Raw genomic sequence first — 23,007 nt, forward strand, 5'->3', positions numbered from 1 at the left:
AACGCCGGCCAGCTCTCGGTGAACATGAACACCAGCCCAAGCGCGATGGTGGACAGCCCCAGCACCAGGTTGAGCAGGTGCTGCACCGGGAACACTACCGGCGCGCCTTTGAACAGGCGGAACTTGTACTTGCCCGAGAGCTTGCCGAAGGCGATGACCGAGCCGCTGAAGGTGATGGCGCCGATGGCCGTCCCCAGGAATAGCTCCAGCCGGTTGCCGGCCGGGATCGGAGTCCCCTTGGCCGTGAATGTCATGTCCCGGCCCCACGCCACGCCTCCTATGCCCTAGCGCGAGCCTTGGCCGTAGTTCTACGGCCTTTTTGCACTGCAACCATGGACGACACCGTCTCAACGACATAGCTGACCAGCGGATTGGAACGCCGTGTGTCCCAGGCCATGGAAGTCGCAATGACTTCCAAATCCTCTTTTAATGGACGTAGGACCACGGTATCGGGGGCCGCCTTCTTGAGCGTCGACGGCACCAGCGCGATTCCTTGCCGACACCCCACGAACGCGAGTTGCGACGCAACGCTGCGCACTTCATGCAGTATGCGTGGCGAGAAGCCGTTGGCTTGGCAGGCCGCGATCAGGCTATCGTAGAACGCGGGGCTGATTTGCCTGGAAAACATCACCATTTGTTCTTCTGCAAGCGAAGCCAGACGCACGCGCGACGCTGCAGCCAACGGATGGGTGCGCGGCAGCGCCACTGCCACCCTGTCCTGGGGCATTGGAATGGACTGGATCGTTGGGCCCAAGTTGTCTTCCAGGCGCGCAAAAGCCAGATCAATGTCGCCAGACTCGAGCGCCAGCACCGCATCGGCACTGTCAATCTCCCGCACTGAAACGGAAAGCCCAGGCCTCTGCGCCTTCAGCCGCTCCAACAAAGGCGGCAGGACGTCCATCATCGCGTGGCTGATGGCGCCTATGGTCAGCAAGCCAGCGTGTCCGGAGAGCACTTCCTGGACAGCGAGTTCCAGCCGTTCCAGTTGGTCCGCAAATTTCCGAACTGCAGGCAATATCGCTGCGCCCGCGGGGGTGAGCTGCGTTCCGCGCTGAGAACGCTCGAACAACTTCAGTTTCAGAGACTGTTCCAGAATCTTGATTTGCGCCGTCAATGGCGGCTGCGACATGCCCAGCCGTTTCGCGGCTCGTCCGTAGTTTTTCTCCTCCGCTACGGCAAGGAACAGCCACAGGTGCCGCACGATACGAAAGTTGATCATGGCGCTATATTTCCAAATCCAGCAGGAATGCCTCTGCGATCGGCTCGGCGAGCTCGTTTTCAGCAGGACGTGCTGGGCTCAACAGCCACTGGCTGGCGCCGCTGCCCGCTACACGGCAGGCTGAGGCACGTCCTTGTGCGCCAGTGTCAAAGACTTGAAGCCCTTTTAATGGACGTCATTTCTCCGAGGAACAGGCAGCGCCAAAGAGCCCATCGAGTTCACGCCGCACCTTCTTGCATGCAATAGCGGCCGCATGGCGTCTGCATTCATCCGGCGTGAAGGGCCGCAGCGGCGGCACCGATGCAGGCTTGCGCTCATCGTCCACGGCCACCATGGTGAAGAAACAGCTGTTGACATGGCGTACCGCCTGGGTGCGGATGTCCTCCGCGATCACCTTGACGCCCACATCCATCGAGGATGGTGCCTGTGTGGTCGATGCTGGCCGGGAAGGTGACGGGCTCGCCGCATGGATGGGTTGGCGGAACATCAACTGGTCCATTCTGAGAGCGTAACCACGTAGCGCCCGGCGTAGCGGCTGGCGCAGGCGTAGGTCACTTGGTCCAGCAGCCGCAGGATCGTGCCGCCGTGCACGTTGCCAGAGAAGGTGGCAGTGTTCGGCTTCATCAACACCGCCATCATGAGCTATTGTGCAGGCAGATCCATGCCAATGGTTCCTCGAGTAACAGTGTTGGTTTTCGTCTATCGGGGCGGATGTGCGTCCAGCGTCGCCTTGCCCTGGGCTTTGGGTCTGGCTGGTTTCGGCTTGCTCCTCGGTCAATGCAGCTTGACTGTCGGCAGTGTTGGCCGGGCAAGGAAGCGCGCGGCCGTGCCGAGCACGGTCTTCCACGTCCCGTGCAGCGCCAGCTCGTGCAGCTTGTAGAGCGATTGGTACATCCAGCGTGCGAACAGGCCCTCGATCCATAGGCTGCCGCCGATGAGCGAACCCATGAGGTTGCCCACGGTGGAGTACTTGCCCAGCGATACCAGAGACCCGAAGTCGCGGTAGCGCCAGGGCTGCAGCGGCTGGTCCAGCAGCCGGCGTCGTATCTGCTTGACCAGGTGGGAAGCGTGCTGGTGCGCCACCTGCGCGCGCGGCGGCACGGTGCCCTCGCGTCCCAGCCAGGGCGCCGCGGCGCAGTCGCCAATGGCAAAGACGTTGGCATCATGCGTGGTCTGCAGCGTCGGGTGCACCACGAGCTGGTTGATGCGGTTGGTCTCCAGGCCGTCCAGCTGCGCCAGGAACTCCGGCGCCTTCACACCCGCGGCCCACACCACCAGCTCTGCCGGAATGGTTTCACCGCTGGCGAGTTGCACGCCGGTGCCCGTCACCGCCGTGACGCGCGCATTGGTGCGCACGCGCACATTCAGTTCCTCCAGCAGCGCCCGCGCCGAGGCTGACATGCGCTCAGGCAGCGCGCCCAGGATGCGCGGGCCGGCCTCGATCAGGTTGAGCCGGATGTCGCGCTCGGGGTCGATCCGGTCCAGCCCGTAGGACACCAGCGTGCGCGTGGTCTGGTGCAGTTCCGCCGCCAGCTCCACCCCGGTGGCGCCGGCGCCGATGATGGCCACCTGCAGCTGTTCCGGCCGCAGCGGCGCGGTCTGTGCGTGTGCGCGCACGCAAGCGTTCACGAGCCGGCGATGGAAGCGCTCGGCCTGTGCCGGCGTCTCCAGCAGGATGGCGTGCTCCTGCACGCCGGGCGTACCGAAGTCGTTGTTGAGGCTGCCCACCGCAATGACCAGCGTGTCATAGACAAACACGCGCTGCCCAGCCACCTCTTCGCCCTCATCCGGATCGATGAATGGGGCCACATGCACCTCGCGCCGCACTCGGTCCAACCCCGTCATCTCACCCATGCGATAGCGGAAGCAGTGCCAGTGCGACTGTGCCAGGTAGTCCACCGCATGGGTGTTGAGGTCTACCGTGCCGGCGGCGATCTCGTGCAGGTGCGGCTTCCAGAAGTGCGTGCGCGCCTTCTCGATCAGCGTGACCTGCGCCAAGCCGCGTTTTCCAAGCGTATCGCCCAGCCTGGTAGCCAGCTCCAGCCCGCCGGCACCTCCACCAACAATGACGATACGGTGCAGCGCATCAATCGAAGTATGTTTTCTTTGTCGCACGTCAACTCCTTGGCAACGCAAGATCAATTTCATTGGTGCCTTGCAAGCAATCGCCAGCGCCGCTGTTCAGCCAGCGATGACGGCAAGCTTGGTTAGGGATGGAAGCTTCGCACTTCTTGCGCGCTGACGATGAACTCGCGGACCACCGCGACGGTGCAATCGTCTTCATACATAGGAGTGAGCTAGGCAACATCCAACCGGTACAAGTTCATCTCGCTGCCGAAATGCCGCGCAGCCGCGCATGCGACACCAACCGGACGGTCGACACCATCGACGAGCCAGCACCGCGTGTACTCCTGCGGCAGCGGTTCTCTTGACACGACATCTGCCACACCGCGCAATCTCCGCGAGTCCGACAAAGTTGCAGGAGTAGGGATGGGGTTCGCGTGCACCCGAGACTGATTTCCGGGACGTTCGAGCCATTCCCTGCCGAACACCGGAACCACACGCATTACCAGACAACGGTGATGCCCGGTCTCTGAGAACGGGGCACCACCGTGGCACACCCGCGTCAGGAAGCGGCCTGGAACGGATGCGCCATCGCGCCCTTCTTGGACACGACATCCTTCGCGCTGGGCTCGTTGCGCACGGCGCGCGCGATGGACTCGCGCACGGCCTGGTAGTTGTAGTCCTGGATCTTCTTGTCGTCCTCGGCCTGCCAGTGGATGAACACGCCGACGCAGATGAACAGGTTGTCGGCCTCGTCGGCCGGGATGGTGCCGTCCTCGACGCTGTCGGCCACCGCCATCGCCACGCCGCGCTGGGCCGGGCCGAACATCTGCACCGCCTGCTTGGCACCCTTGATAGTGACCTTGTTGAACATCACCGTGGCCGGCTTGGCCATCAGGTTCGGCGCCACCACGGCCAGCAGCGACGTGAAGCCTTCCTTGTTGTTCACCAGCGCGTTGGCGAAAGCGGTCTCGGCAGGAGAACCACGCGGGCCGATGATCAGGTCGATGTGGGCGACCTCGTTGCCATCCCCAACCAGTGATTCGCCGACGAGCATGCGGTCGATTTTTGCCATGGGTCAGTCTCCATGTGGGTTTCGCGATACACGCCGCGGCTGCGGCGCTTCGTGCCTTTAATCACGTTCCGTGCCACGCGAAACCAGGGTGCCAAGCAGCGCGCTGGCCACCGCCAGGTCGGCGCTGGTGCCCGGGTTCAGGCCCTGGTTCTTGAGGGATTCGTCCCAGGTGGCGAGGGCTCCGGCCAGCGCAGCCGGGCTCTCGACCTTCAGCCATTGCTCGAAGGCCATGGCCTGCTCCAGGACAGTCTGTGCCACGGCCGCACCCTGCTTTCGAACAATGTGTGAATCGGGCCAGCGCGCCAGGCAAGCCAGCCACGCGCGCAGCATCCCGTCCTCGGCGTCCGTGCCGGCCTGGAACGCGGGCAGCCCCACGGCGAAGAGATCGTCGAAGCCGCATGCGTACTGCCGCGCGATGCTGTCGCGCTGTGCCGCCAGCGCCATGGCCTCGCGCAGGCCGACAGTCGGTGCGTCGTTCACGTCCTGCGTCTCGGCGCGGCCCAGGCCGCCGGGATGGGCCGCCGCGATGGCGCGGAAGGCATGACGCGCGTCCTCCACGTCCAGCTCCCGCAGCACCGCCCGCACGGCCGCGTGCAGCCCGGCGGCGTCCCGAACGCCGGGCGCGCGCTCCAGCGCGGCGGCGATGGGCGCGCACAGCAGCACGATGCCCAGGTTGGTGTTGCAGCCGGCCACGGCCAGCGTCGCCCGCACCGCGCCCTCGATGCGCTGGCCGACGCTCAGCCCCGGCGCGAACAGCGCCTGCTGCGCCGCCGCGGCGCTGTCCAGGAACTGCTGCGCCAACATGCCGTGGCCGGGCGAATGGATGCTGACGTTGCCGGGCTTGCGCACCTGCACGTCGAGGCGGCAGGCGGTGAGGAAGGCGGCACGCCCGCGCTCCAGCGCCGCCGCAGAGGCGGCCGGAACGGCAATGGCCAGTGTTTCGGCACTCATGCGCTGCGCCGTCCCAGCGCCGCCGCGACCTTGCGGTCGAGCAGGTCGTCCACGATCGCCTGCGCGATGTCGAAGCCCGTGACGCGCTGCAGCCCCTGCCAGGCCGCCACGCCGTTGACCTCCAGCACCTGCGGCCCATCGGGCGTGGGAATCAGGTCCACGCCCGCGTAGTCCAGTCCCAGGGCCTGGGCCGCGCGCACCGCGGGCTGGGCCAGTTCCTGGGTCACCTCAGCCGCCTCGCAGCGCGCGCCTTGCGCCACGTTGTGCACCCAGTGCCCGCTCACGCGCCGCATGGCGGCCACGGCCTGGCCGCCGATGACCAGCACGCGCCAGTCGAAGCCCGGCGTGTCCAGCGGCGGCACGTAGCGCTGCAGGTAGGCCAAGCCGCCGTAGGGCTCCAGCGGCGGCAGCGGCACGAAGGCGCCGTCCACGCGGCCCACCCGTTGCAGCCCCTTGCCCTGGGAGCCGAACAGCGGCTTGAGCACCAGCGCGCGGCCGGCGGCGGCCTCGCGCATCACCAGGCGCTGTGCCTGGGCGGGGCACTCGGTGGTCCAGGCCGGCGGCGAGGCGATGCCGGCGCTGCGCAGCAGCAGGCTGGTCATGGCCTTGTCCACGCTGCGCTCGATGGCGCGCGCCTCGTTGTAGACGGGCACGCCCAGCGCGGTGAGCGCATGCAGCACGGTCAGGCGCTTGGTGACCTGCTCGAAGCTGCCGGCGGCGACGCCGCGCACGATCACCGCATCCGGCAGCTCGCGCCCGAAGCCTGGCAGCACCAGGCCGTGGCGCGAGGCACCAGTGGCGACGCCGCACTGCGCGAGGTCCAGGCAGCGCACCAGCGCCGCCCCGCGCGCCAGCAGCGCCCGCCGCAACCGCCGCACGTGCCAGCCGGATTCGTCACTCATCAGGGCGACGCGCAGGCCGACGGGGGCGATGCGCAACCCGCCCGCGATACCCGCTCGCCCTGAACTTGTCGAAGGGCCTGCAGCCGAGCCGGGCGCCAGGGCTTCGACAGGCTCAGCCCGAACGGGCTTTCCTTCTCCGGTCACTGTCACGCCTCCTCCAGCCACAACCCGCGCAGCAGTCCCATGTCCGTGCCGCCGCCGCGCCAGGTGCGCCCGGAGCCCAGGTGGCTGACCCACACCTCGGCCGGCGCGAAGAGGGCGCCGTCGATCTTGTAGAAGTCGTATTCCGCCGCCTTGAAGATGTCGGCGAAGCTGCGGCCGTACTCCCGGGCGTTGCGCGCGGGCAGCTGCTGCGCCAGGCGCCGCGCCGCCTCCTCCTCGCCGCGCACCAGCAGGTGCACCCGGCCGCCGTACAGGATCGCGTCGTTGGTGCGGCCCATGGCCTGCAGGCCGTCGGCGCCGGGGGAGGGCAGCGGCGCCGTCGCGCTGCCGCCCACGATGTCGGACAGCTCGAAGCCGAGCTCGTGCGCCTTGTGCAGCGCCACCTCCAGCACCCGCGCCACCACCTGCGTGGTGCCGGCCAGGCTCGCCGTGGGCGTAACGATCAGCGTGAGGCCCTGCGGCGGCAGCGCGCAGTCGCGCAGCACCTTCTCCACCACCACGTTCGGCGGCAGGCGGTCCACCTCCAGCACCAGCACGCCGGCATCGGCGCGGTCGCGGTAGTTCATCTCCTGGAACAGGTCCTCGCGCCCGGCCAGCGCGCGCGCCGGGCCCGAGCCGAGGGCGAAGAACTTCTTGCCGCCGGTCTCCTCCTTGGTGGCCGACAGGCTCCAGCCCGCGTACTGGCTGCCCAGGCAGGCCAGCACCGGCTGCGCGCTGCTGACCTGCACCCAGGTCGGCCAGCCTTCCTCCGGCGCGGCGCGCAGGCCCACCTCGCCCAGGCCGCCCATGCAGATGCGCGCCACGGCCAGGCCCGCCTCCACGCTGCCCTGGGCTTCCAGCCCGGCATCGACGACCTGCACGCCGAATTCGTCGCGCTGCACGCGCACGCGCAGCGTGGCGGCCTCGTCCAGCAGCCGTTGCAGCAGGGGCTGCGCCAAGTGGTTGACGCTCAGGGTGTCAGCAGGGGAGCTCATGGGCACAGTTCTCCAGAAGGAGGGTCAATTCGTCATGGCGCCGGCGCAGCAGCGCGCGCACGGCGTCGGCATCCGGCGCCGTGGCGCTGAGCGAGCACACCGGCTCCCGCACGGCCACGTCCACCGGCGCATCGGGCAGGTCGTGCACCCAGGCGCGGCGCGCCAGCCGCTGCAGCTCGGCCGCCTGCAGTCGAAGCCGCCGCGGCGCGTACAGCACTTCCAGACCGTTGACCGTTTGCGACACAGGCTGTGTCGGCAACGGCGCACCCAGGCAGGCGCGCAGGTGCAGACGCAGCGGCGACTGCGGCGCGTAGAGCTGCAGCGTCCCCCCGGGACGGGGGTTCAGCTCCAGCAGCGAAACGCCGCCGCCGGTATCGAGCAGGAAGTCCAGGCTGCCCAGCCCGCGCAGGCCGCAGGCCGGTACGAGCTGTTGCAAGGCCGTGTCGATCTGTGCCGACACGCTGGGCGGCACGGGCACGGGGCCGATGGCGCCGCGCCAGGCGTAGGGCGCATCGGGCAGGCCGACGAGCTGTTCGTTGAAGCCCAGGCACAGCGCGCGGCAGCCATCGGCCACGAAGGCGGCGGACATCGGCACGCCGTCGAGGCGGCGCTGCCAGCAGCCCAGCCCCCCCGCGGCCGCAGCGTCGCGCGCCGGCCGAACGTGCCAGCCGCCGCAGGCGGCGCCGTCCTTGAACAGCCAATCGTGGTGGTCGGCCGGAGGCTGGTCCCAGCGGGTGGGCGGATGCGGCAGGCCCAGCGCCCGCAGCAGCGGGAAGAAGCGCCGCGGATCGCGCACCAGCCGCCAGCTATCCACCGGCGTGCCCAGCAGCGGCAGCCGCAGCGCGCCGGCGGACAGCAGGTCCAGGTGCGCCTCGAAGCCGCTGCCGGCGATCCAGCCCAGCGCGCCGGCAGCCGCGGCCTCGTGCAGCGCGTCGAGCAGGTCGCCGGCGTCGAAGCGGTGCCAGGCCCGCCAGCCCGGTGCGGCATGGCGCGTGTCGCGGTCGCCGAAGGCGTCCAGCGCGAGGGTCGTGAAGCCCTCGCGCGCGGAGGCCTGCGCCAGCTGGCGCACCGACAGCCCGGCCACCAGCAGCGTGGGCCGGGCCATGGCCTCAGCCGGCGCGCAGCTCGCAGGCCAGGGCGAAGGCGTCATCGAAGCTCAGCGTGACGGGCTTCTCGGCCTCGCGCATGCGCAGCAGCAGGCGGTGCTGCACCTGGTACTTGACGTTGCCCACGGCCAGCGCGCCGATGCCCACCGCCCGCGTGCCCGCCAGCGGCTTGCCGTCGTCCATCACGCCCACGCCGGCAATGCCCTCCGGCGGCACGGCGTTGACGTCGGCCGCCACCAGCAGCTTGCCGCCCGCAGCGGCGAGGTCCTCGGCGCTCAGCACCTGTACGCCCGCCGCAGCGGTGGCGAGCACCACGTCGGCGGACTGCAGGGCCTCGCGCACCGCGGCCTGGTCGGCGCTGGAGGCGCCCAGCACCTGCGTGCCAAAGCGCCCGTTCACGGCCTTGGCGGTCTCGTCGGCGGCTTTCTGTCCCTTGTGGCTGGCCACGCGCACCTGCGCCCCGGCGCGCGCCGCCAGCACGGCCACGATGCGGCCCACCGGCCCGGTGCCGCCGAGGACCAGCACCTGGCGGCCGGCGAGGTCGGCGCCGTGCGCCTTCTTCAGCTGCTCGCGCACGCAGGCCAGCATGGCCGCGGCGGTGGTGAAGGCGCCGCTGGGATCGGCCATCACCGACACCACGAAGGGCGGCACCATGGCCTTGCGCGCGGCGTCGAGCATGTCCACCGCCTGCATCACGTCGCGCCCGCCGATGAACAGGCCCGTGCGCGCCACGCCCTTGGGGCCGCGCGAAAAGATGGCGTCCTGCGTCAGGTTGGGCGTGGCGGCCACGTCCACGCCGCAGTACGGGACGATCACCTGGTAGCCGGCGTCGGCGGCCATGTTGACGTCGAAGGGGCTCATCCACGGGCCGGGCGTGAGCATGTGCAGGATGTAGGGTCGTTCCATGAGGTGGTGCCGGAGGGATGGTGGGCGCCGTCAGGCGCAGGCAGCGGCCGGGGAGGCCGCCAGGATCTGGAGGTCGGCGCCGGCGTTGCGGCCCTGCACGAGCTGCAGCTGCAGCCCCGGCGCCACCGCGCCTGCTGCGCGCGCGGAGCGCAGCAGCGCCGCAGCGGCGTCAGCCGAGGGCAGGATGGCGAAGCCCGTGGGGCCCCAGGAGCTCTGGCCGATGGCGGCGTCGCCGTGGCGGCCGATCCAGCGCATCAGCGCATCGACGGCCGGGCTGGTGTAGCAACTGCCGCCCTGCGCCGGCGCGAAGTAGCCGCCCAGCAGCGCCTGCATGCGGTTGAGCCCCTCGGCGAAGCAGCCGAAGTCGGCCGCCGCGGCGCCGGGCAGCACCTGCATCACGACGCGGTGGCACAGCTCGGCCGCCAGCTCGCGTGGGAAAGGCGGCAGCTGCGCCAGCGCCTGCTTCTCCTGCGCGCCGGAGAGGCCGCGGCGGGAGGGGTCTAGCACCAGCAGCACGCGCCAGGGCTCGGGGAAGTCCAGCCGCGACGTCACGGCCGCGGGCCGGCCGTTGGCCTGCGGACCGCCGTCCAGCAGCAGCCCACCGCGCTCGAAGCCGGCGATGCCCACGCCCGAGCGCAAGCCGCGTCCCAGCATCTGGGCCACGTCCGCGGCGCCCAGCGCCAGCCCGTGCAGCCGCGCGAAGGCCGTGCCCACCGCCAGCGCCAGCTGCGTGCCCGAGCCCAGGCCGGCATGCGGGGGCAGCACCTCCAGCAGCCGCAGGTGCAGCGGCCGTCCCAGCCCGGTGTGGGCCTGCATCGCCGCCAAGTGCGCGGCGGCGCGCTCCAGCTCCGCCGGATCGACGCCGGGCGCGGCCTCCACCACCGGGCGGCCCGCCAGGCGCAGCTCCAGCCGCGTCTCGGGTCCCTGGACCACCAGGCCCAGGCTGCCGAAGCGCCGCCCCAGCGAAGCGCCGGGATCCAGGAAGCCCAGGTGCAGCCGACCCGGGGCGCTCACGCGCACGAGTTCGGGAATGGAAGCGGCGGACGCGGCAAGGGCAAAAGTCATGGCGGGACGCGGCTCGGGGAAGGAACCCCCTTACTGCAAGCCCTGTTCCACGCGGCTGGATGGCGTGCTTGTTGCAAGCCGGCTTCGCTGGCAACCCTGTTGCTGCCCTGGATTCAGTACACAGTGTCACGGCAGGGCGCGGGCGTATGCTGCGCGCGCCTGTAAGAAAACCCAGAGGAGACCTCCGCTGCAGGCGGAAGTAGAAAGGACAGCGATGCTCACGACCCGTCCGTCCGAGGGCCCGTTGGCTGGCCGAAAGCGCGATTTGGGCTTCGGACATTCCGCCACGAGTGCGCTGGTGCCGAGCGACCCGGCGCACGTCGAGGCGATCCGCAAGTCGCACGAGCGCTGCGCGGCACTGGGGCTCACGCGCATCGGCCATGGCGACTACACGCCGCTGCCGCGCGCCGACCTGGCACTGGTCCATGAACGCAACCGCCGGCTGTTCGTGCATGCCGCGCCGGTGATGGAGCTGCTGCTGGAGCAGATCCTGGTCAGCAAGAGCATGGTGGTGCTGGCCGACACGCAGGGCACGGTGCTGCACTCGGTGGGTCACTCGGACCTGCTGGAGCGCACGGCCAAGGTGGCGCTGGCGCCCGGCGTGAACTGGGCCGAGGCCAGCAAGGGCACCAACGGCATGGGCACGGCGCTGGTGACGGAGGAGCCGGTGTTCGTGCATGCCGACGAGCACTTCATGTATGCCAACGACTTCCTGACCTGCTCGGCCGCGCCCATCTTCGATCCGCGCGGCAACCTGCTGGGCGTGCTCGACGTCACCGGCGACCACCGCTCCTTCCACGCCCACACGCTGGGGCTGGTGAAGATGTCGGCCCGCATGATCGAGAACCACTGGCTCACCGAGGACTGCCAGCACGCGCTGCGGCTGCACTTCCACAGCCGCGTGGAGTTCATCGACACGCTCATGGGGGGCATCTTGGCCGTGGGCGAGGACGGCAAGCTGCTGGGCGCCAACCGCAGTGCGCTGGACCTGCTGGCGCTGAGCCCCGCGGGGCTGCGCATGAACTGCGTGGAAAGCCTCTTCGGCCTGAGCCTGCCGCAGCTGCTGGACGTGGCGCGCAGCGCCTCGACCGGTCCGCTCACGCTCACGCTGGCCAACGGGCTGCAGCTGCACGCGCGACTGCAACTGAACTGGCCGCTGGCGCGCCCGACGATGAGCCTGCTGCCGTCCGGCGAAACGGCAACCGATGCGGGCGCCACGGCCGTGCCGTCCGCGCTGGTGCGGCCGTCCGCGCCGCCGGTGCCTTCGGTGCTGGTGCCGCGGCGCGAGCGGACGCGCGCGGCGGACGCCGAGGCCGTGCCCGACCTGTCGTGGCTGCAGACGGGCGACGCGCAGATGGAGGCGCTGGCCACCCGGCTTCGCCGCGTCGCCGACCGCGACATCTCGGTGCTGATCCTGGGCGAGACCGGCTCGGGCAAGGAGGTGCTGGCACGCGCCATCCACCAGGAATCCTCGCGCGCCCGGCTGCCCTTCGCGACCGTGAACTGCGCCGGCCTGCCGGAGCCGATGATCGAGGCCGAGCTGTTCGGCAGCGAGGGCGGCGCACGGCGCCCCGGCGCGCTGGGGCGCATCCTGCAGGCCCAGGGCGGCACGCTGTTCCTGGACGAGGTGGGCGACATGCCGCCGGCGCTGCAGGCGCGGCTGCTGCGCGTGCTGCAGGAGCACGAGCTCGCGCCGCTGGGCGGCGCACCGGCCGACGTGGCCGTGATCAGCGCCACGCACCACGACCTGCGCGAGATGGTGGAGCGCCAGGCCTTCCGCGAGGACCTGTACTACCGGCTCAACGGCCTGTCGGTGCGGCTGCCGCCGCTGCGCGAGCGCGGCGACCTGCTCGTGCTGGCGCAGCGCATCCTGCGCCGCCACGGCCCGCTGCGCGCGCCGGCGCTGGACGCGGAGGTGGTGCGGCTGATGCAGTCCTACCACTGGCCGGGCAACGTGCGCCAGCTTGTCAACGTGCTGCGCGCCGCCGCCGCGATGGCCGGCGACGAGGCCGCCATCACGCCCGCGCACCTGCCCGAGGACTTCATCGAGGACGTGCAGCGCGCCGCGGCACGGCGCCCGCCGGGCCCGGCCGGCGCGCAGGCCGGCACGGGCAAGCCCGTGGCGCAGAACGACCCGGCGCCGCCGCTGGCGGCGCAGCCCGATCCGGCCGAGGCCGGCGCCACGCTGGAGGAGCTGGAGATGCAGACCATCCTGCGCGTGGTGCAGGAGCTCGACGGCAACATCTCGCTCGCGTCCAAGCGGCTGGGCATCAGCCGCAACACCATCTACCGCAAGCTGCGGCGCCATTCGTGAGCGCGCCCCGCCACCAGAGCGTGCAACGCCAGCGCCGCCTGCTGCTCCTGGCCGCGGCGCTGGCGATACCGGGGGTCGCGGCCCGCGCGCAGCCGGTGCCGCCGCCCAGCGCCGTGGTGCTGGACTTCGACCTGCTCGACGACCACCCCAGCACCGAGCCGCAGGCGCAGGCCGCGCTGCAGCGGCGGCTGCGCCAAGCCCGCGAGGACTTGGAGGAGCAGTTGCAGGCGCAGCGGCTCTACCGGATCGTCCCGCTGCAGGGTGCGCGGGCGCTGATGGACAAGCTGCGCAACGAGCAGGAATTCATGCACCGCTGCGAGGACTGCGCGCGCCAGGTGGGGCAGCAGCTCGACACCGACTACGCCATCACCGGCTGGGTGCAGAAGGTCAGCGAGCTGATCCTGAACTTCAACATCGAGGTGCACGACGTGCGCGGCAAGCGCGTGGTGCTGTCCAAGTCGGTGGACATGCGCGGCAACAACGACGAGTCCTGGCAGCGCGCGGTGCGCTTCATGGTGCGCGACATGGCACAGAAGCGGCAGGCGAATCCGAAGTACGGCCTGTGAACGGCCAGCACGACAGGGTCGTGCAATAGAAATGCTGTGTCTTTAGTCCATTGACGGTCTTGGCCCACGCGTTCGCAATAAAGCCCGGGCCGGAAAATTGTCCCGACCATCACGCCAGGCCATGCCGGACTGGCGTCACCATGCATGGCATATTGGGACATGCAATTTCCGACTGCTTTCAGTTCAATCAACTGGATTTGCAATGGAAAAGCACACAGCCTTTTTTACTCGAGACCTTCGTGGAAAGCGTGGCTGGCCGATGTTGCTGGCGTTGCCTGTTCTATCGGCTTGTGGATGGCTAGGGGACCATGTGCGGGCACCATCGGCGGGCGCACCCAATACCCAGGAAAGCGCAACACCCCCCAGCCTGACGGCACAAGCCTTGAGTGGCGTCGAAGTCCGCAACGAAGTTGAAATTTCGGACACTTATTGGGCCTATGCCGCGCTGGCGGCCCATGTATATGCCACCAAGGGTGTGTCGGAAACCCTGTTCACCCTGCCTCTCTCCTGGAATGACATCGGCACCATCAAGGTGGAAGAAGGCAAGCCCTCGACGTTCAAGGAGTTTGAAAACGTTTCCGACAACAAAATAGAAATCAATAACATAAAGTTCAACATGCAGGAGATCTGCCGGCTTGACCGCCCCATCAAGCAGGCGGCGCCGAACGACCAGTTGCGCTGCGCCGCGCTCATGACCGACGAATACAGGCTGTACCTCAAAAAACGCCTGATGAAAACCTCCAGCCTGCCAGCGACCTTTCAACCCAATGATCAGGACGGCCCCATCAACTGGCCGCAGGTCCAAGACATGAAATCGGACGAAAAGCAAGGCAATAACAAGTCGGACAAAGACGGCATCGGCGCCTCCATCGAGGAATATCAAAACATGATGGACAAGCGGGACGAAATGCTGAACTCGCTGGACGATGAGCCCATAAATTTTTCCGACTGCGACGTCACCAAGACCAACAAGCAGCCCAAGGTACCTCTTACCCTGGTTCAGAATGAGCTGGGCTGGCGCAAGATCAAGGCCATAGACAAATATGAGCAGACCGCCCCGTGGAAGATATTCATTCCGGAACTGGCCATCGACGTCTGGGAAAGAAAGCGAGATGACCGGGCTGCGGAGTCATTTGAATATGCTTTGGTCTACCGGGGAACGGCCGGATGGGGCGGATGGATGTCCAACCTGCAGATCTTGAGCACACTCACGCCGCTGGTTTGGGACCAATATCGCCAGGCAATTGCAGCCACGCGCAATATAGTGCGCCAGATTTATTTCCTACACATGATGCGGGAAAAACAAGGCCACCCACGCGCGGAAATACTGATTACCACGATAGGCCATTCCCTGGGTGCAGGCCTTGCAGAATATGCGTATTACCGCATCCCGCAAGTTACCAAGGCCGTGGGCTTCAACCCGACTCCCGTGGACGGTGCGCATACGCTGATCGGCGTCGAAGAGCGCCAAGCCCTCATCGATGCCAAGCAAGGCAATCCGGTGGACCATGTGCTGTGGCGCCAGGACCCCAAGGAATACAACAACGGCTCAATTTACTTGCTGGCTGAAAAAGGCGACATCATTGGGAAATTGAGCACCTGCCAATCCGGCATCTTATGGGGTGCTGAGGGTGGACCTACTGTCGCCTGTGAAAGCATCAACATGTCCAAGGGCAGTTTCTTCAGGCAGCATGACATGCGCCAGATGGCCTGCAAGCTTGCCTTCGTCCACATCAACAGGTCACGCGAGGCCAAGGCGAAGACGGACACCCAAACCTCGGCCAGTCGCTGAACGGAGAATTCCGCCAACCCCCGACGAGAGGATGCGCCACCATGGGACTGATCCAACGTGCAATGGCATTCTTCCTTGGCTTCATGCTTGCCGCCTGCAGTACGCTGCCTGCTCCGGAGGCGCGCATCGAGCAATCGCCAGGCTATGCGGCCGACAAAAGCAAGGATCTTTTCGTATTTCTTGACGGCACCGCCAACGGACCTCAATCAGGCACCAATGTCTGGCGACTGAAGGAGGCAGTAACCCAGTCTTCCGAGCCGGCCCTGAGCGCCTATATTGCCGGCGTGGGAACCGCATACACGGTCGTACTGGGCTCCGCCGCGGGCGTGGGGATGGAGACCAGGATTCTGCAAGGCTACGAATTCCTGGCCCGCAACTACATGCCAGGCGATCGCATCTTCATTATCGGATTCAGCCGCGGCGCTCACCAGGCCCGGTCGCTGGCCGGACTGTTGGCCTACAGCGGGCTGCCGGAGAGGGCAGTTGCCGATCAGAAAGGGTTTATGAAGATTGCCAACAGGATTATTGAACGAACCAAGCAGGAAGCCGATTCTGGCCATGAGGATGCCTGGCGCAGCGGCCGCTACGCAGGGCGGCCGCCACTGGCGGAAGCACTGCATGAAACCGTGGGCGTGCGGATGCGCTATGTAGAAATAGAATTTCTGGGCCTCTGGGACACGGTGCCTGGTTCGTGGTTCAAGGACTACGAAACCTGCAGGGAAGCCAAGGACAGCAGACCCGGGGAACGTTACAAGACAGGCTCCTACCCCAATATCAAGAAGATTGCCCACGCAGTATCGCTGGACGAAAAGCGCACCAAATTCAGCCCGATTCTCGCGTGCCCGGCCATTATCCAGGACCATCCCGTCATCCAGGAAGTTTGGTTTCCCGGTGCCCATGCGGATGTGGGCGGAGGCTATGAAGACTCCAACGATCTGGCCGGCATTTCACTGAAATGGATGGCGCAGATGCTGGCAGAAAGTTTCCCGCTGGATGAAACGAAGCTGCAGCGGTTGCCAGCGGACCCGCTGGGGCTGAGCCATTGGTCCATGGGCGACAAGCCGGCCAATATAGGCAGTCAATGCGCCGATCGGATCACGCCCCCGGAGGCTGTTCTCCACGAAAGCGTTGGTCAGCGTCGCGCCGCCATAGCATTGCCCGTGCGCATCCACGCGGAAAGGCAGCTCAAGCCTTATCCCTTGCAGTGCAAGGACATGCTGGCGCCGTGAGGTGCGTGAATACGGCGAGTGCGCGGGAAGCGCCGGATTGGAGCGTGGCAACGCCGCCCGCGCGGCGCGGATCCACCGGCTCAGCGCGCCGCCGCCGTCGGCGGGATGAAGCAGCCCTCGCGCGCCGTGGACTGCAGCTTGCGGAACTCGCGGATCTGCTTCTGCAGCGATTCGCTGTCGCGGATGGTGTTGCCGCGCTCGCCGCCGATGCTGTTGGCGTTGGTGGCAGTGCTCATGCTCACGAAGTCGTCGTAAGTCACCGTCGCGGCCAGGTGGTCCAGCACGCAGGAGCACTTGTTGAGCATCTCGTAGTAGCTGCCCGGGTGATCTCGCATGCAGGCCTGCACGTATTCCACGCGCGCGGCCGTCGGGTAGTCGTGGGCAACGGCCCAGGGAGCGGCAACGCTCAACAGCACGGACACGGCGGCGGGGCACAGCAGCTGGCGGGCCAGGCGGACGGAGGGCAGGGTCATGGCTTTGCAATCGCGGCGCCCACTTCGGCGCCGTCAAGGGTGAGGGTTTCTTCAAGCATCGGCGGCGTGCCGGGCTGCTGACCGGGCAGGAGGGTGCGCAGCTGCGCCACGCCGCCTGGCACGTCGGCCAGCACGAACTCGTAGCGCTTGGCCGCGTACTGCTCGAAGCGGTTGCGCATGGGATCCTCGAGGTAGGGACTCACCTGCAGCCGCTGCGCCGCCAGCTCGCGGCCCTGGTAGCGCACGCGGATGTCCTCGCTGCGCGCGTCCTCGGCCAGCGCGAGGCGGATGCGGCGGCGGAAATGGTTTGCCTGCCCGCGCGTGAGGCGCTGCATCTCGCGCAGGTCGTGCTCCAGGAAGTAGAGGATCACCGGGTTGGCGCTGGCGCCTTCGATCGTCGGCATGGGACGCGGGCCTTGCGCCTCCGGGAAGGCGGCGCTGGCGTCGCAGCAGCGGCCGTCGGCGCCGGGGCGAAGCTGCAGCTCCAGCGCGCCGGCGTAGCCGGGCTCCAGCGAGCCGCCACGCGTGAAGGCGTAGCGCAGCACGGTGCCGGGCTTGAGGCCCTGCAGGTGCGGCGCCATGAAGATGCGCTGCTCGGCCGCCGAGATGGCGCCCGCGCTGGCCACGCGCGGCTCCTCGTCGGGGCGGGGCTCCTCGGCGGCGTGCAGCGGCGCAACAGCGCCCAGCAGCGTGGCCGCCAATGCGGCCGCGGCCAGTGCGGCGGCGCGGCGGCCGCGCGGAAGAAGGGAAAGACTCATTGGCGTGCGGATTCCTGAGAAGGTTCTGAAGGATCGGCGCGCAGGCGGTCCGACACCTCCAGCGCCAGTCCGGGGTTGAGGGCGGTGAGCGACTCGATGGCCTGCTGCGCCTGCGACGCCAGGCCGGTGCGGTGGTAGAGCTGCGCCAGCCGGGCCCAGCTGCGGCTGTATCCGGGGTCGACGTCCAGGCTGCGTTGCCAGCTCTGCACCGCGGCGGCGTCGCGGCCCAGGTGCTCGTAGGCCAGCGCGCGCAGGTACAGCGGCTCGGGATCGGCGCCGTCCTCGCGCGCCCAGCGGTCGGCCAGGTGCAGCAGGTCGTCCCACTGCTCGGCGCGCTCCAGCGTGGCCGCCTGCAGGAACAGCGGCTGAGCGGTCACCGGCCGCTGCCAGAAGCTCAGCCCGTCATGCGGGCGCACCTGGCCGAAGCGCATGCGCAGCTCCGTGCTGTCGGCCAGCCATTCGGCCGGCACGGCGTAGTAGTGCGTGCGCCCGCCCGGCAGCCGGAAGGTGAGGATGCCCACGAGGTTGCCGTCGCGGTCGAACAGCCCGCCGCCGCTGGCGCCCGAGGTGAAGCCGTTGCTGCACTGGATGACGAGGTGCCCGCCCCAGTGGTGCAGCGCCACCACGCTGCCGCCGCTGATCTGCAGCGCCGGCCCGCCGGTGTAGCCCAGCGCGGCCAGCTCCTGGCCCTCACGCAGCGAGGCGGCGCGGCCCAGCGTCACGGGCGGGTTGGGCAGCCCCGGCACCTGCAGCACGCACAGGTCGCGCTCGGTGTCCACGGACTGCGACTGCACTGACCAGCGCGCGCCGGCCTGCACCACGGAGATGCTGCTGGCGTTGCGCGTGACGTGGCAGTTGGTGACGACGCGCTCCTTGGCGATGACGACGCCCGAGCCCAGCTGCAGCCGCCCGCCGGCACCCTCGGCCTCGATGCGCAGCACGCTGCGCCCCAGCAGGATCAGCGAGCGGCGGTCGAACTCCGCGTGCGCGGCGCTGCTGCTGAGCAGGCAGGCCGCCACCAGCGCCGAGCCCAGGAGGCGGCGCTGGTGTGCCGAGGGGCCGCGGGCCACGGCATCAGTCCCTCGAAGCCGGCCGGCCGGAAGCACCGGCCTCCACCAGCGGCACGCCGAACTCGCGCAGGATGGCCTGGATGTCGCCGCGGCGGCGCTCGATCAGGCTCTCGATCTGGCTCTTCCACTGCGGCTCGCCGTAGCGCACGCCCATGGCCATGGCGTAGTCGAAGCGCACGTCCGGCTCCGAGGCCAGCGGCACCACCGCGAGGTTGGCCGCGCTCTGGCGCTTGGCGGCGTAGCCGGCCAGCGGGCCCCACAGGATGGCGGCGTCGATGCGGCCGGCGGCCAGGTCAGCTTCCACCGCCTGGCCGGGGTCGTGCTCGGTGTCCGGGCTCATCATCGGGTAGACCACGGCACGGTCCACCAGCTCGTGCTTGGCCAGCCACTTGCCCGCCGGCGAGCGGTCATGCACGCCGATGCGCAGCTTGCCCAGCACGGCCGGGTCCAGCTTGAGGAAGTCCTGGCCCGTGCGCACCCCGTCGAGCGCCTTGCCGCGCGGGAACACCAGTGCGTAGGTCGAGCGGTAGTAGGGCTTGGTCACCGAGACCTGGTCGAAGCCCTCGGGCACGCCCAGCACCACGTCGCAGCGCCAGTCCTCGCCAGGGAGCTTGTAGCGCAGCGTGTTGCGGATGAAGGCCAGGCGGTTGGGGAAGTCGTAGTACTGCAGCGGCAGCCCCAGGTCGCGGGCGAAGAGCTCGGCGATGCGGTTCTCGATGCCGTTGCCCTGGGCGCTGGAGAAGGGCAGGTTGTGCGGGTCCTGGCAGACCTTGAGGGCCTTGCGCGGCGGCTGTTCCTCCTGCGCGGCGGCGGGCCAGGAGGCCGCCACCAGGGCGCCGAGCAGCAGCGCCGCGCTCCAGCCGCGCCGGCGCGGGCGCGGGAAAGCGGCGGCGTTCATCACGGCATCTCCTGAACCCTGGCGGAGGTGATGGCGCCGTCCGAGCGGCCCTTGAGGTAGGCGTAGAGCTGGTCGATGTTCTGGGTTACGGCCGGGTTGGCGCCGAAGGAGGGCATGCCCTTTTCGAGCCGGCCTTCCAGCACGGTCTTGGTGAACTCGTCCTTGCTCAGCTTCTTGAGGCTCTCGATGAGCGAGGGGCCGACCATGCCTTCCTGGTTGGGACCGTGGCAGCGGTCGCAGGCGGCCGAGCGCCAGGTGCGGAAGCCCTTCATGGTCTGGGGATCGACCTTGTTGCCATCCACCACCGTGTAGAGCTGGTTGCCCTGTGCGTTGCTGTAGACCGTGACACCGAACAGCGCCAGACACGACACGGCGGCGAGCGCGACTTTGCGGAACTTCATGAAAGCTTCACTCCAACGAACGTCAGTGAGGAATGCAAACGCCCCGGGTCAGCCCGGCACGGGCCGTGCCCGGGGCGTCTTTCAGCGGTGTTTTATGGTGATGCGCGGGATCAGTTGGGCAGTGCGAACACGGTCAGCGAGCCGCCGAGCTCGGTGTACTGGCTCAGCTCGCGGTAGCCGCCGACGGCGCCCAGGCCGTCGTTGTCCTTCTCCAGGCCCGCGGCCATGCCGATGCCGGCCCAGCCGCCGATGCCCGAGAACACGCCCATGTACTGCTTGCCCTTGTGCTCATAGGTGAACACGTTGCCGATGATCCCGGAGGGCGTCTTGAACTTGAACAGCTCCTTGTTGATGTCCTTGGCGTCCACGCACTTCAGGTAGCCCTCCAGCGTGCCGTAGCAGCTGATGCCGCCAGCGGTGTTGAGCGCGCCGCTCCAGACCGAGAACTTCTCGGCCTTGCTCTGCACGATCTTGCCGGTGCCGGCGTCCCAGGTGATGTAGTTGCCCATGCCGCCGTGGCTGCCAGGGGCGGGGTACATCGCCAGCGTGGCGCCCACATAGGGCTGGCCGGCCGTGTACTCGACCTTGAACGGCTCGTAGTCCATGCACACGTGGTTGGTGGGCACGTAGAAGAGCTTGGTGTTGGGGTCGAAGGAGGCGGGCTGCTGGTCCTTGGAGCCCAGCGCCGCGGGGCAGATGCCCTTGGTGTTGACGTCAGGCCCGTTCTGCGCCGTGGAGTACTGCTTGACCACCTGCGGGCGCCCGGTGCGCATGTCCACGTGCGTGGCCCAGTTGACCTTCGGGTCGTACTTTTCGGCCACCAGCAGCGCGCCGGTGACGCGGTCCAGCGTGTAGCCGAAGCCGTTGCGGTCGAAGTGCACCAGCGCCTTGGTCTGCTTGCCCTTGACCGGGATGTCGGCCAGGATCATCTCGTTGATGCCGTCGAAGTCCCACTCGTCATACGGCGTCATCTGGTAGGCCCACTTGGCCATGCCGGTGTCCAGGTCGCGCGCGAAGATGGTCATGGACCACTTGTTGTCGCCCGGGCGCTGCGCCGGGTTCCAGGTGGAGGGGTTGCCGGTCCCGTAATAGACCATGTTGGTGGCCTTGTCGTAGCTGTACCAGCCCCAGGTGGTGCCGCCGCCGGTCTTCCACTGGTCGCCCTGCCAGGTCTTGAGCGAGGAGTCCTTGCCCACGGGCTTCATGGCGCCGTCGGTCCAGGTCATGGTCTTCTCAGGGTCCATCAGCATCTCGGCGTCGGGGCCGACGCTGTAGGCCTTCCAGACCTGCCGCCCGGTGTTGATGTCGTAGGCCGCCAGGAAGCCGCGCACGCCCCACTCGCCGCCGGAGATGCCGGTGATGACCTTGTCCTTGAACACGTGCGGGGCGTTGGTGTTGACGGCACCCAGCTTCGGGTCGCCGTTCTTGACGCTCCACACCACCTTGCCGTCAGCGGCATTGAGTGCCACCAGCGTGGAGTCGGCCTGCTGCAGGAAGACCTTGCCCTCGGCGTAGGCCAGGCCGCGGTTGACGGTGTCGCAGCACATCTGCGCGATCACGGCGGTGTCCTGCTTGGGCTCGTAGCGCCACTTGATCTTCTGCGTCTCCAGGTCGATGGCGAAGACCTTGTTGGGGAAGGGCGAGTGCAGGTACATGGTGCCGTCGATCACCAGCGGCGAGCCCTCGTGGCCCCGCAGCACGCCGGTGGAGAAGGTCCAGGCGACCTGCATCTTGCCGACGTTGCCCTTGTTGATCTGGTCCAGCTTGCTGTAGCGCTGGTTGAACATGTCACCGGCCTGCACCGCCCAGTTCTTGGAGTTGGCGATGTTCTTTTCCACGTCGGCGTTGGCCAGAGCCACGGCGGGTACGGCGAGCAGCACGCTTCCGAATGTTTGTGCCAATACGGCGACGGAAGGCTTCAAACGCATGGTCATTGTCGTCTCCTGGTGAATGTCAGCGGGCCCACCGCGGCGTCTTCGACGGGTTCCCAGGAGGACGTTGTAGGGAGCGATCGCGCACGCAACCACTCAGGGCAGACCCTGCGGCCAGGGTCAAAATTGAACAGTGGCCCGCAGCGCGGCGCGTCAGCGCGTTACACGGACCCGGGCTCTTCCCGGGCGTGCTCCTGCGGCTCCAGCTGCGCCTTCACCAGCGCCTGGCCCTGCTCGCACAGGAAGCGCTCGAAGGCCGCCGCCACCTGCGGCAGCTGGCGCGAGGCCAAGTGCATGACGAACCAGTCGCGCTCGATGGGGTTGCCCGGCAGCGGCAGCAGCCCCAGCAGCCCGGCGCGCATCTCCAGCGTGCAGGTGTGCAGCGAGAGGAAGGCCACGCCGAGCCCGGCCGCGGTGAGCTGCTTGATGGCCTCATTGCTCGACATCTCCGAGCCGATGCGCAGCGGCAGCCCGGCCTCGCGGAACAGCGTTTCCACCGTGGCGCGCGTGCCCGAGCCGCGCTCGCGCACCAGCAGCTCGGCATCGAGCAACTGCGCCAATCTGAGATCGCTGCGCTGCATCAGCGCATGCCCCGGCGCGGCCAGGAACGCCATGGGGTGTCGCGCAAACGCCGCAGACACCGTCTTCAGCTCTGCCGGCGGGCGGCCCATGATGGCCAGGTCCACTTCCTGGCCGGCGAGCATGCGCACGATCTGGTCGCGGTTGCCCACCTGCAGCTTCACCTTCACCTTGGGGTGCGCATTGGCGAAGGCCACCAGCAGTGGCGGCAGCAGGTACTCCGCCGTCGTCACCGCGCCCACGCGCAGCGTTCCCGAAAAGTCTCCGTGCTGCGCCGCCATCTCGTCGCCGGCCTCGCGCCACAGCTCCAGGATGCGCCCGGCGTAGCCCGCCAGCAGCTCACCCGCCTCGGTCAGCCGGATGCCGCGCCCGGTGCGCTGCAGCAGCGGCGCGCCCGCCGCCTCCTCCAGCGCGCCGATCTGGATCGACACCGCCGGCTGCGTGAGGTGCAGCTCGGCCGCGGCGGCCGACACGCTGCCCAGCCGCGCCACTGCGTGCAAGGCGGCGAGCTGCTTGAAGGTGGCATGGCGCAAGGGGGACATGCGCCGATATTAGTAGAACCTGATGTCATC

Annotated in this window: 20 protein-coding genes and 2 pseudogenes; 4 read left to right on the plus strand and 18 right to left on the minus strand. The window is 68.3% G+C overall.

The window, feature by feature from the left end; genetic code table 11:
• The 11 genes and pseudogenes from H537_RS57070 to H537_RS0122825 all read right to left on the minus strand — a co-directional run.
• The coding region (locus tag H537_RS57070; RefSeq protein WP_211235057.1) for an NAD(P)(+) transhydrogenase (Re/Si-specific) subunit beta at positions 1–254 on the minus strand (254 nt) is incomplete at its 3' end.
• Positions 255–277: 23 nt separating this feature from the next.
• The gene (locus H537_RS0122770) at positions 278–1,219 is read right to left on the minus strand and encodes a LysR family transcriptional regulator (protein ID WP_028999687.1); all 942 of its coding nucleotides are present in this window, start codon (positions 1,217–1,219) and stop codon (positions 278–280) included.
• Positions 1,220–1,394: 175 nt separating this feature from the next.
• Positions 1,395–1,858, minus strand: a pseudogene (locus H537_RS44900) (acyl-CoA thioesterase).
• A gap of 135 nt (positions 1,859–1,993) precedes the next feature.
• Positions 1,994–3,334 (minus strand): NAD(P)/FAD-dependent oxidoreductase, encoded by a 1,341-nt coding sequence (locus H537_RS0122785; protein ID WP_238446765.1) that lies wholly within the window; start codon positions 3,332–3,334, stop codon positions 1,994–1,996.
• A 511-nt stretch (positions 3,335–3,845) separates the two neighbouring features.
• On the minus strand, positions 3,846–4,358 hold the full coding sequence (gene fae, locus H537_RS0122795) for a formaldehyde-activating enzyme (protein ID WP_028999689.1): 513 nt from the start codon (positions 4,356–4,358) through the stop codon (positions 3,846–3,848).
• A gap of 57 nt (positions 4,359–4,415) precedes the next feature.
• A complete protein-coding gene (locus H537_RS0122800) occupies positions 4,416–5,309 on the minus strand; it encodes a triphosphoribosyl-dephospho-CoA synthase (RefSeq protein ID WP_051243119.1) in 894 nt (297 codons plus the stop codon).
• Positions 5,306–6,241 carry an ATP-grasp domain-containing protein gene (locus tag H537_RS0122805; protein ID WP_375136335.1) on the minus strand — a complete coding sequence of 312 codons (936 nt, stop codon included), beginning with the start codon at positions 6,239–6,241 and terminating at the stop codon, positions 5,306–5,308. The genes H537_RS0122800 and H537_RS0122805 overlap by 4 nt, the downstream gene beginning before the upstream one ends.
• A gap of 116 nt (positions 6,242–6,357) precedes the next feature.
• A complete protein-coding gene (gene mch / locus H537_RS0122810; RefSeq protein WP_028999692.1) occupies positions 6,358–7,347 on the minus strand; it encodes a methenyltetrahydromethanopterin cyclohydrolase in 990 nt (329 codons plus the stop codon).
• On the minus strand, positions 7,331–8,452 hold the full coding sequence (locus H537_RS44905; RefSeq protein WP_169517073.1) for an ATP-grasp domain-containing protein: 1,122 nt from the start codon (positions 8,450–8,452) through the stop codon (positions 7,331–7,333). The genes mch and H537_RS44905 overlap by 17 nt, the downstream gene beginning before the upstream one ends.
• Positions 8,453–8,456: 4 nt before the next feature.
• The gene (locus tag H537_RS0122820; protein ID WP_028999693.1) at positions 8,457–9,359 is read right to left on the minus strand and encodes an NAD(P)-dependent methylenetetrahydromethanopterin dehydrogenase; all 903 of its coding nucleotides are present in this window, start codon (positions 9,357–9,359) and stop codon (positions 8,457–8,459) included.
• A gap of 30 nt (positions 9,360–9,389) precedes the next feature.
• Complete coding sequence (locus H537_RS0122825) at positions 9,390–10,424, minus strand: beta-ribofuranosylaminobenzene 5'-phosphate synthase family protein (RefSeq protein ID WP_028999694.1); 1,035 nt, start codon at positions 10,422–10,424, stop codon at positions 9,390–9,392.
• A 298-nt stretch (positions 10,425–10,722) separates the two neighbouring features.
• Here H537_RS0122825 and H537_RS0122830 point away from each other — a divergent pair, with 298 nt between their 5' ends.
• The 4 genes and pseudogenes from H537_RS0122830 to H537_RS0122845 all read left to right on the plus strand — a co-directional run.
• Complete coding sequence (locus tag H537_RS0122830; RefSeq protein WP_238446766.1) at positions 10,723–12,738, plus strand: sigma-54-dependent Fis family transcriptional regulator; 2,016 nt, start codon at positions 10,723–10,725, stop codon at positions 12,736–12,738.
• Positions 12,735–13,304 carry a DUF3280 domain-containing protein gene (locus H537_RS0122835; protein ID WP_028999696.1) on the plus strand — a complete coding sequence of 190 codons (570 nt, stop codon included), beginning with the start codon at positions 12,735–12,737 and terminating at the stop codon, positions 13,302–13,304. Before H537_RS0122830 ends, H537_RS0122835 begins: the two co-directional genes overlap by 4 nt.
• A gap of 202 nt (positions 13,305–13,506) precedes the next feature.
• On the plus strand, positions 13,507–15,096 hold the full coding sequence (locus tag H537_RS0122840) for an alpha/beta hydrolase family protein (RefSeq protein ID WP_156901891.1): 1,590 nt from the start codon (positions 13,507–13,509) through the stop codon (positions 15,094–15,096).
• A gap of 83 nt (positions 15,097–15,179) precedes the next feature.
• Positions 15,180–16,052, plus strand: a pseudogene (locus H537_RS0122845) (phospholipase effector Tle1 domain-containing protein); the annotation flags it as partial.
• Between the two features lie 353 nt (positions 16,053–16,405).
• Here H537_RS0122845 and H537_RS0122850 read toward each other — a convergent pair.
• The 7 genes from H537_RS0122850 to H537_RS44920 all read right to left on the minus strand — a co-directional run bounded on the left by H537_RS0122850 (position 16,406) and on the right by H537_RS44920 (position 22,977).
• A complete protein-coding gene (locus tag H537_RS0122850) occupies positions 16,406–16,798 on the minus strand; it encodes a hypothetical protein (protein WP_064736026.1) in 393 nt (130 codons plus the stop codon).
• On the minus strand, positions 16,795–17,556 hold the full coding sequence (locus tag H537_RS44910) for a hypothetical protein (RefSeq protein ID WP_051243121.1): 762 nt from the start codon (positions 17,554–17,556) through the stop codon (positions 16,795–16,797). The genes H537_RS0122850 and H537_RS44910 overlap by 4 nt, the downstream gene beginning before the upstream one ends.
• On the minus strand, positions 17,553–18,626 hold the full coding sequence (locus H537_RS44915) for a trypsin-like peptidase domain-containing protein (protein ID WP_051243122.1): 1,074 nt from the start codon (positions 18,624–18,626) through the stop codon (positions 17,553–17,555). Before H537_RS44915 ends, H537_RS44910 begins: the two co-directional genes overlap by 4 nt.
• 4 nt (positions 18,627–18,630) lie before the next feature.
• A complete protein-coding gene (locus H537_RS0122865; protein ID WP_051243123.1) occupies positions 18,631–19,524 on the minus strand; it encodes a quinoprotein dehydrogenase-associated putative ABC transporter substrate-binding protein in 894 nt (297 codons plus the stop codon).
• Entirely contained in the window at positions 19,524–19,925 is a 402-nt protein-coding gene (locus H537_RS0122870) for a c-type cytochrome (protein WP_028999701.1), read from the minus strand. The genes H537_RS0122865 and H537_RS0122870 overlap by 1 nt, the downstream gene beginning before the upstream one ends.
• Before the next feature lie 110 nt (positions 19,926–20,035).
• Complete coding sequence (locus H537_RS0122875; protein ID WP_051243186.1) at positions 20,036–21,853, minus strand: methanol/ethanol family PQQ-dependent dehydrogenase; 1,818 nt, start codon at positions 21,851–21,853, stop codon at positions 20,036–20,038.
• A 164-nt stretch (positions 21,854–22,017) separates the two neighbouring features.
• Positions 22,018–22,977, minus strand: a complete 960-nt coding sequence (locus tag H537_RS44920) for a LysR family transcriptional regulator (RefSeq protein ID WP_051243124.1) — start codon at positions 22,975–22,977, stop codon at positions 22,018–22,020.
• Between the last annotated feature and the right edge of the window lie 30 nt (positions 22,978–23,007).

The organism is Azohydromonas australica DSM 1124, assembly GCF_000430725.1.
GTDB classification, from domain to species: Bacteria; Pseudomonadota; Gammaproteobacteria; order Burkholderiales; family Burkholderiaceae_C; genus Azohydromonas; species Azohydromonas australica.

What these genes read in the sequence shown, in the direction of transcription:
- H537_RS0122770 (WP_028999687.1), bottom strand. Translation starts at nt 1,219, where the DNA reads ATGATCAACTTTCGTATCGTGCGGCACCTGTGGCTGTTCCTTGCCGTA.
- fae (WP_028999689.1), bottom strand. Translation starts at nt 4,358, where the DNA reads ATGGCAAAAATCGACCGCATGCTCGTCGGCGAATCACTGGTTGGGGAT.
- H537_RS0122800 (WP_051243119.1), bottom strand. Translation starts at nt 5,309, where the DNA reads ATGAGTGCCGAAACACTGGCCATTGCCGTTCCGGCCGCCTCTGCGGCG.
- mch (WP_028999692.1), bottom strand. Translation starts at nt 7,347, where the DNA reads ATGAGCTCCCCTGCTGACACCCTGAGCGTCAACCACTTGGCGCAGCCC.
- H537_RS44905 (WP_169517073.1), bottom strand. Translation starts at nt 8,452, where the DNA reads ATGGCCCGGCCCACGCTGCTGGTGGCCGGGCTGTCGGTGCGCCAGCTG.
- H537_RS0122820 (WP_028999693.1), bottom strand. Translation starts at nt 9,359, where the DNA reads ATGGAACGACCCTACATCCTGCACATGCTCACGCCCGGCCCGTGGATG.
- H537_RS0122825 (WP_028999694.1), bottom strand. Translation starts at nt 10,424, where the DNA reads ATGACTTTTGCCCTTGCCGCGTCCGCCGCTTCCATTCCCGAACTCGTG.
- H537_RS0122840 (WP_156901891.1), top strand. Translation starts at nt 13,507, where the DNA reads ATGGAAAAGCACACAGCCTTTTTTACTCGAGACCTTCGTGGAAAGCGT.
- H537_RS0122850 (WP_064736026.1), bottom strand. Translation starts at nt 16,798, where the DNA reads ATGACCCTGCCCTCCGTCCGCCTGGCCCGCCAGCTGCTGTGCCCCGCC.
- H537_RS44910 (WP_051243121.1), bottom strand. Translation starts at nt 17,556, where the DNA reads ATGAGTCTTTCCCTTCTTCCGCGCGGCCGCCGCGCCGCCGCACTGGCC.
- H537_RS0122865 (WP_051243123.1), bottom strand. Translation starts at nt 19,524, where the DNA reads ATGAACGCCGCCGCTTTCCCGCGCCCGCGCCGGCGCGGCTGGAGCGCG.
- H537_RS0122870 (WP_028999701.1), bottom strand. Translation starts at nt 19,925, where the DNA reads ATGAAGTTCCGCAAAGTCGCGCTCGCCGCCGTGTCGTGTCTGGCGCTG.
- H537_RS0122875 (WP_051243186.1), bottom strand. Translation starts at nt 21,853, where the DNA reads ATGCGTTTGAAGCCTTCCGTCGCCGTATTGGCACAAACATTCGGAAGC.
- H537_RS44920 (WP_051243124.1), bottom strand. Translation starts at nt 22,977, where the DNA reads ATGTCCCCCTTGCGCCATGCCACCTTCAAGCAGCTCGCCGCCTTGCAC.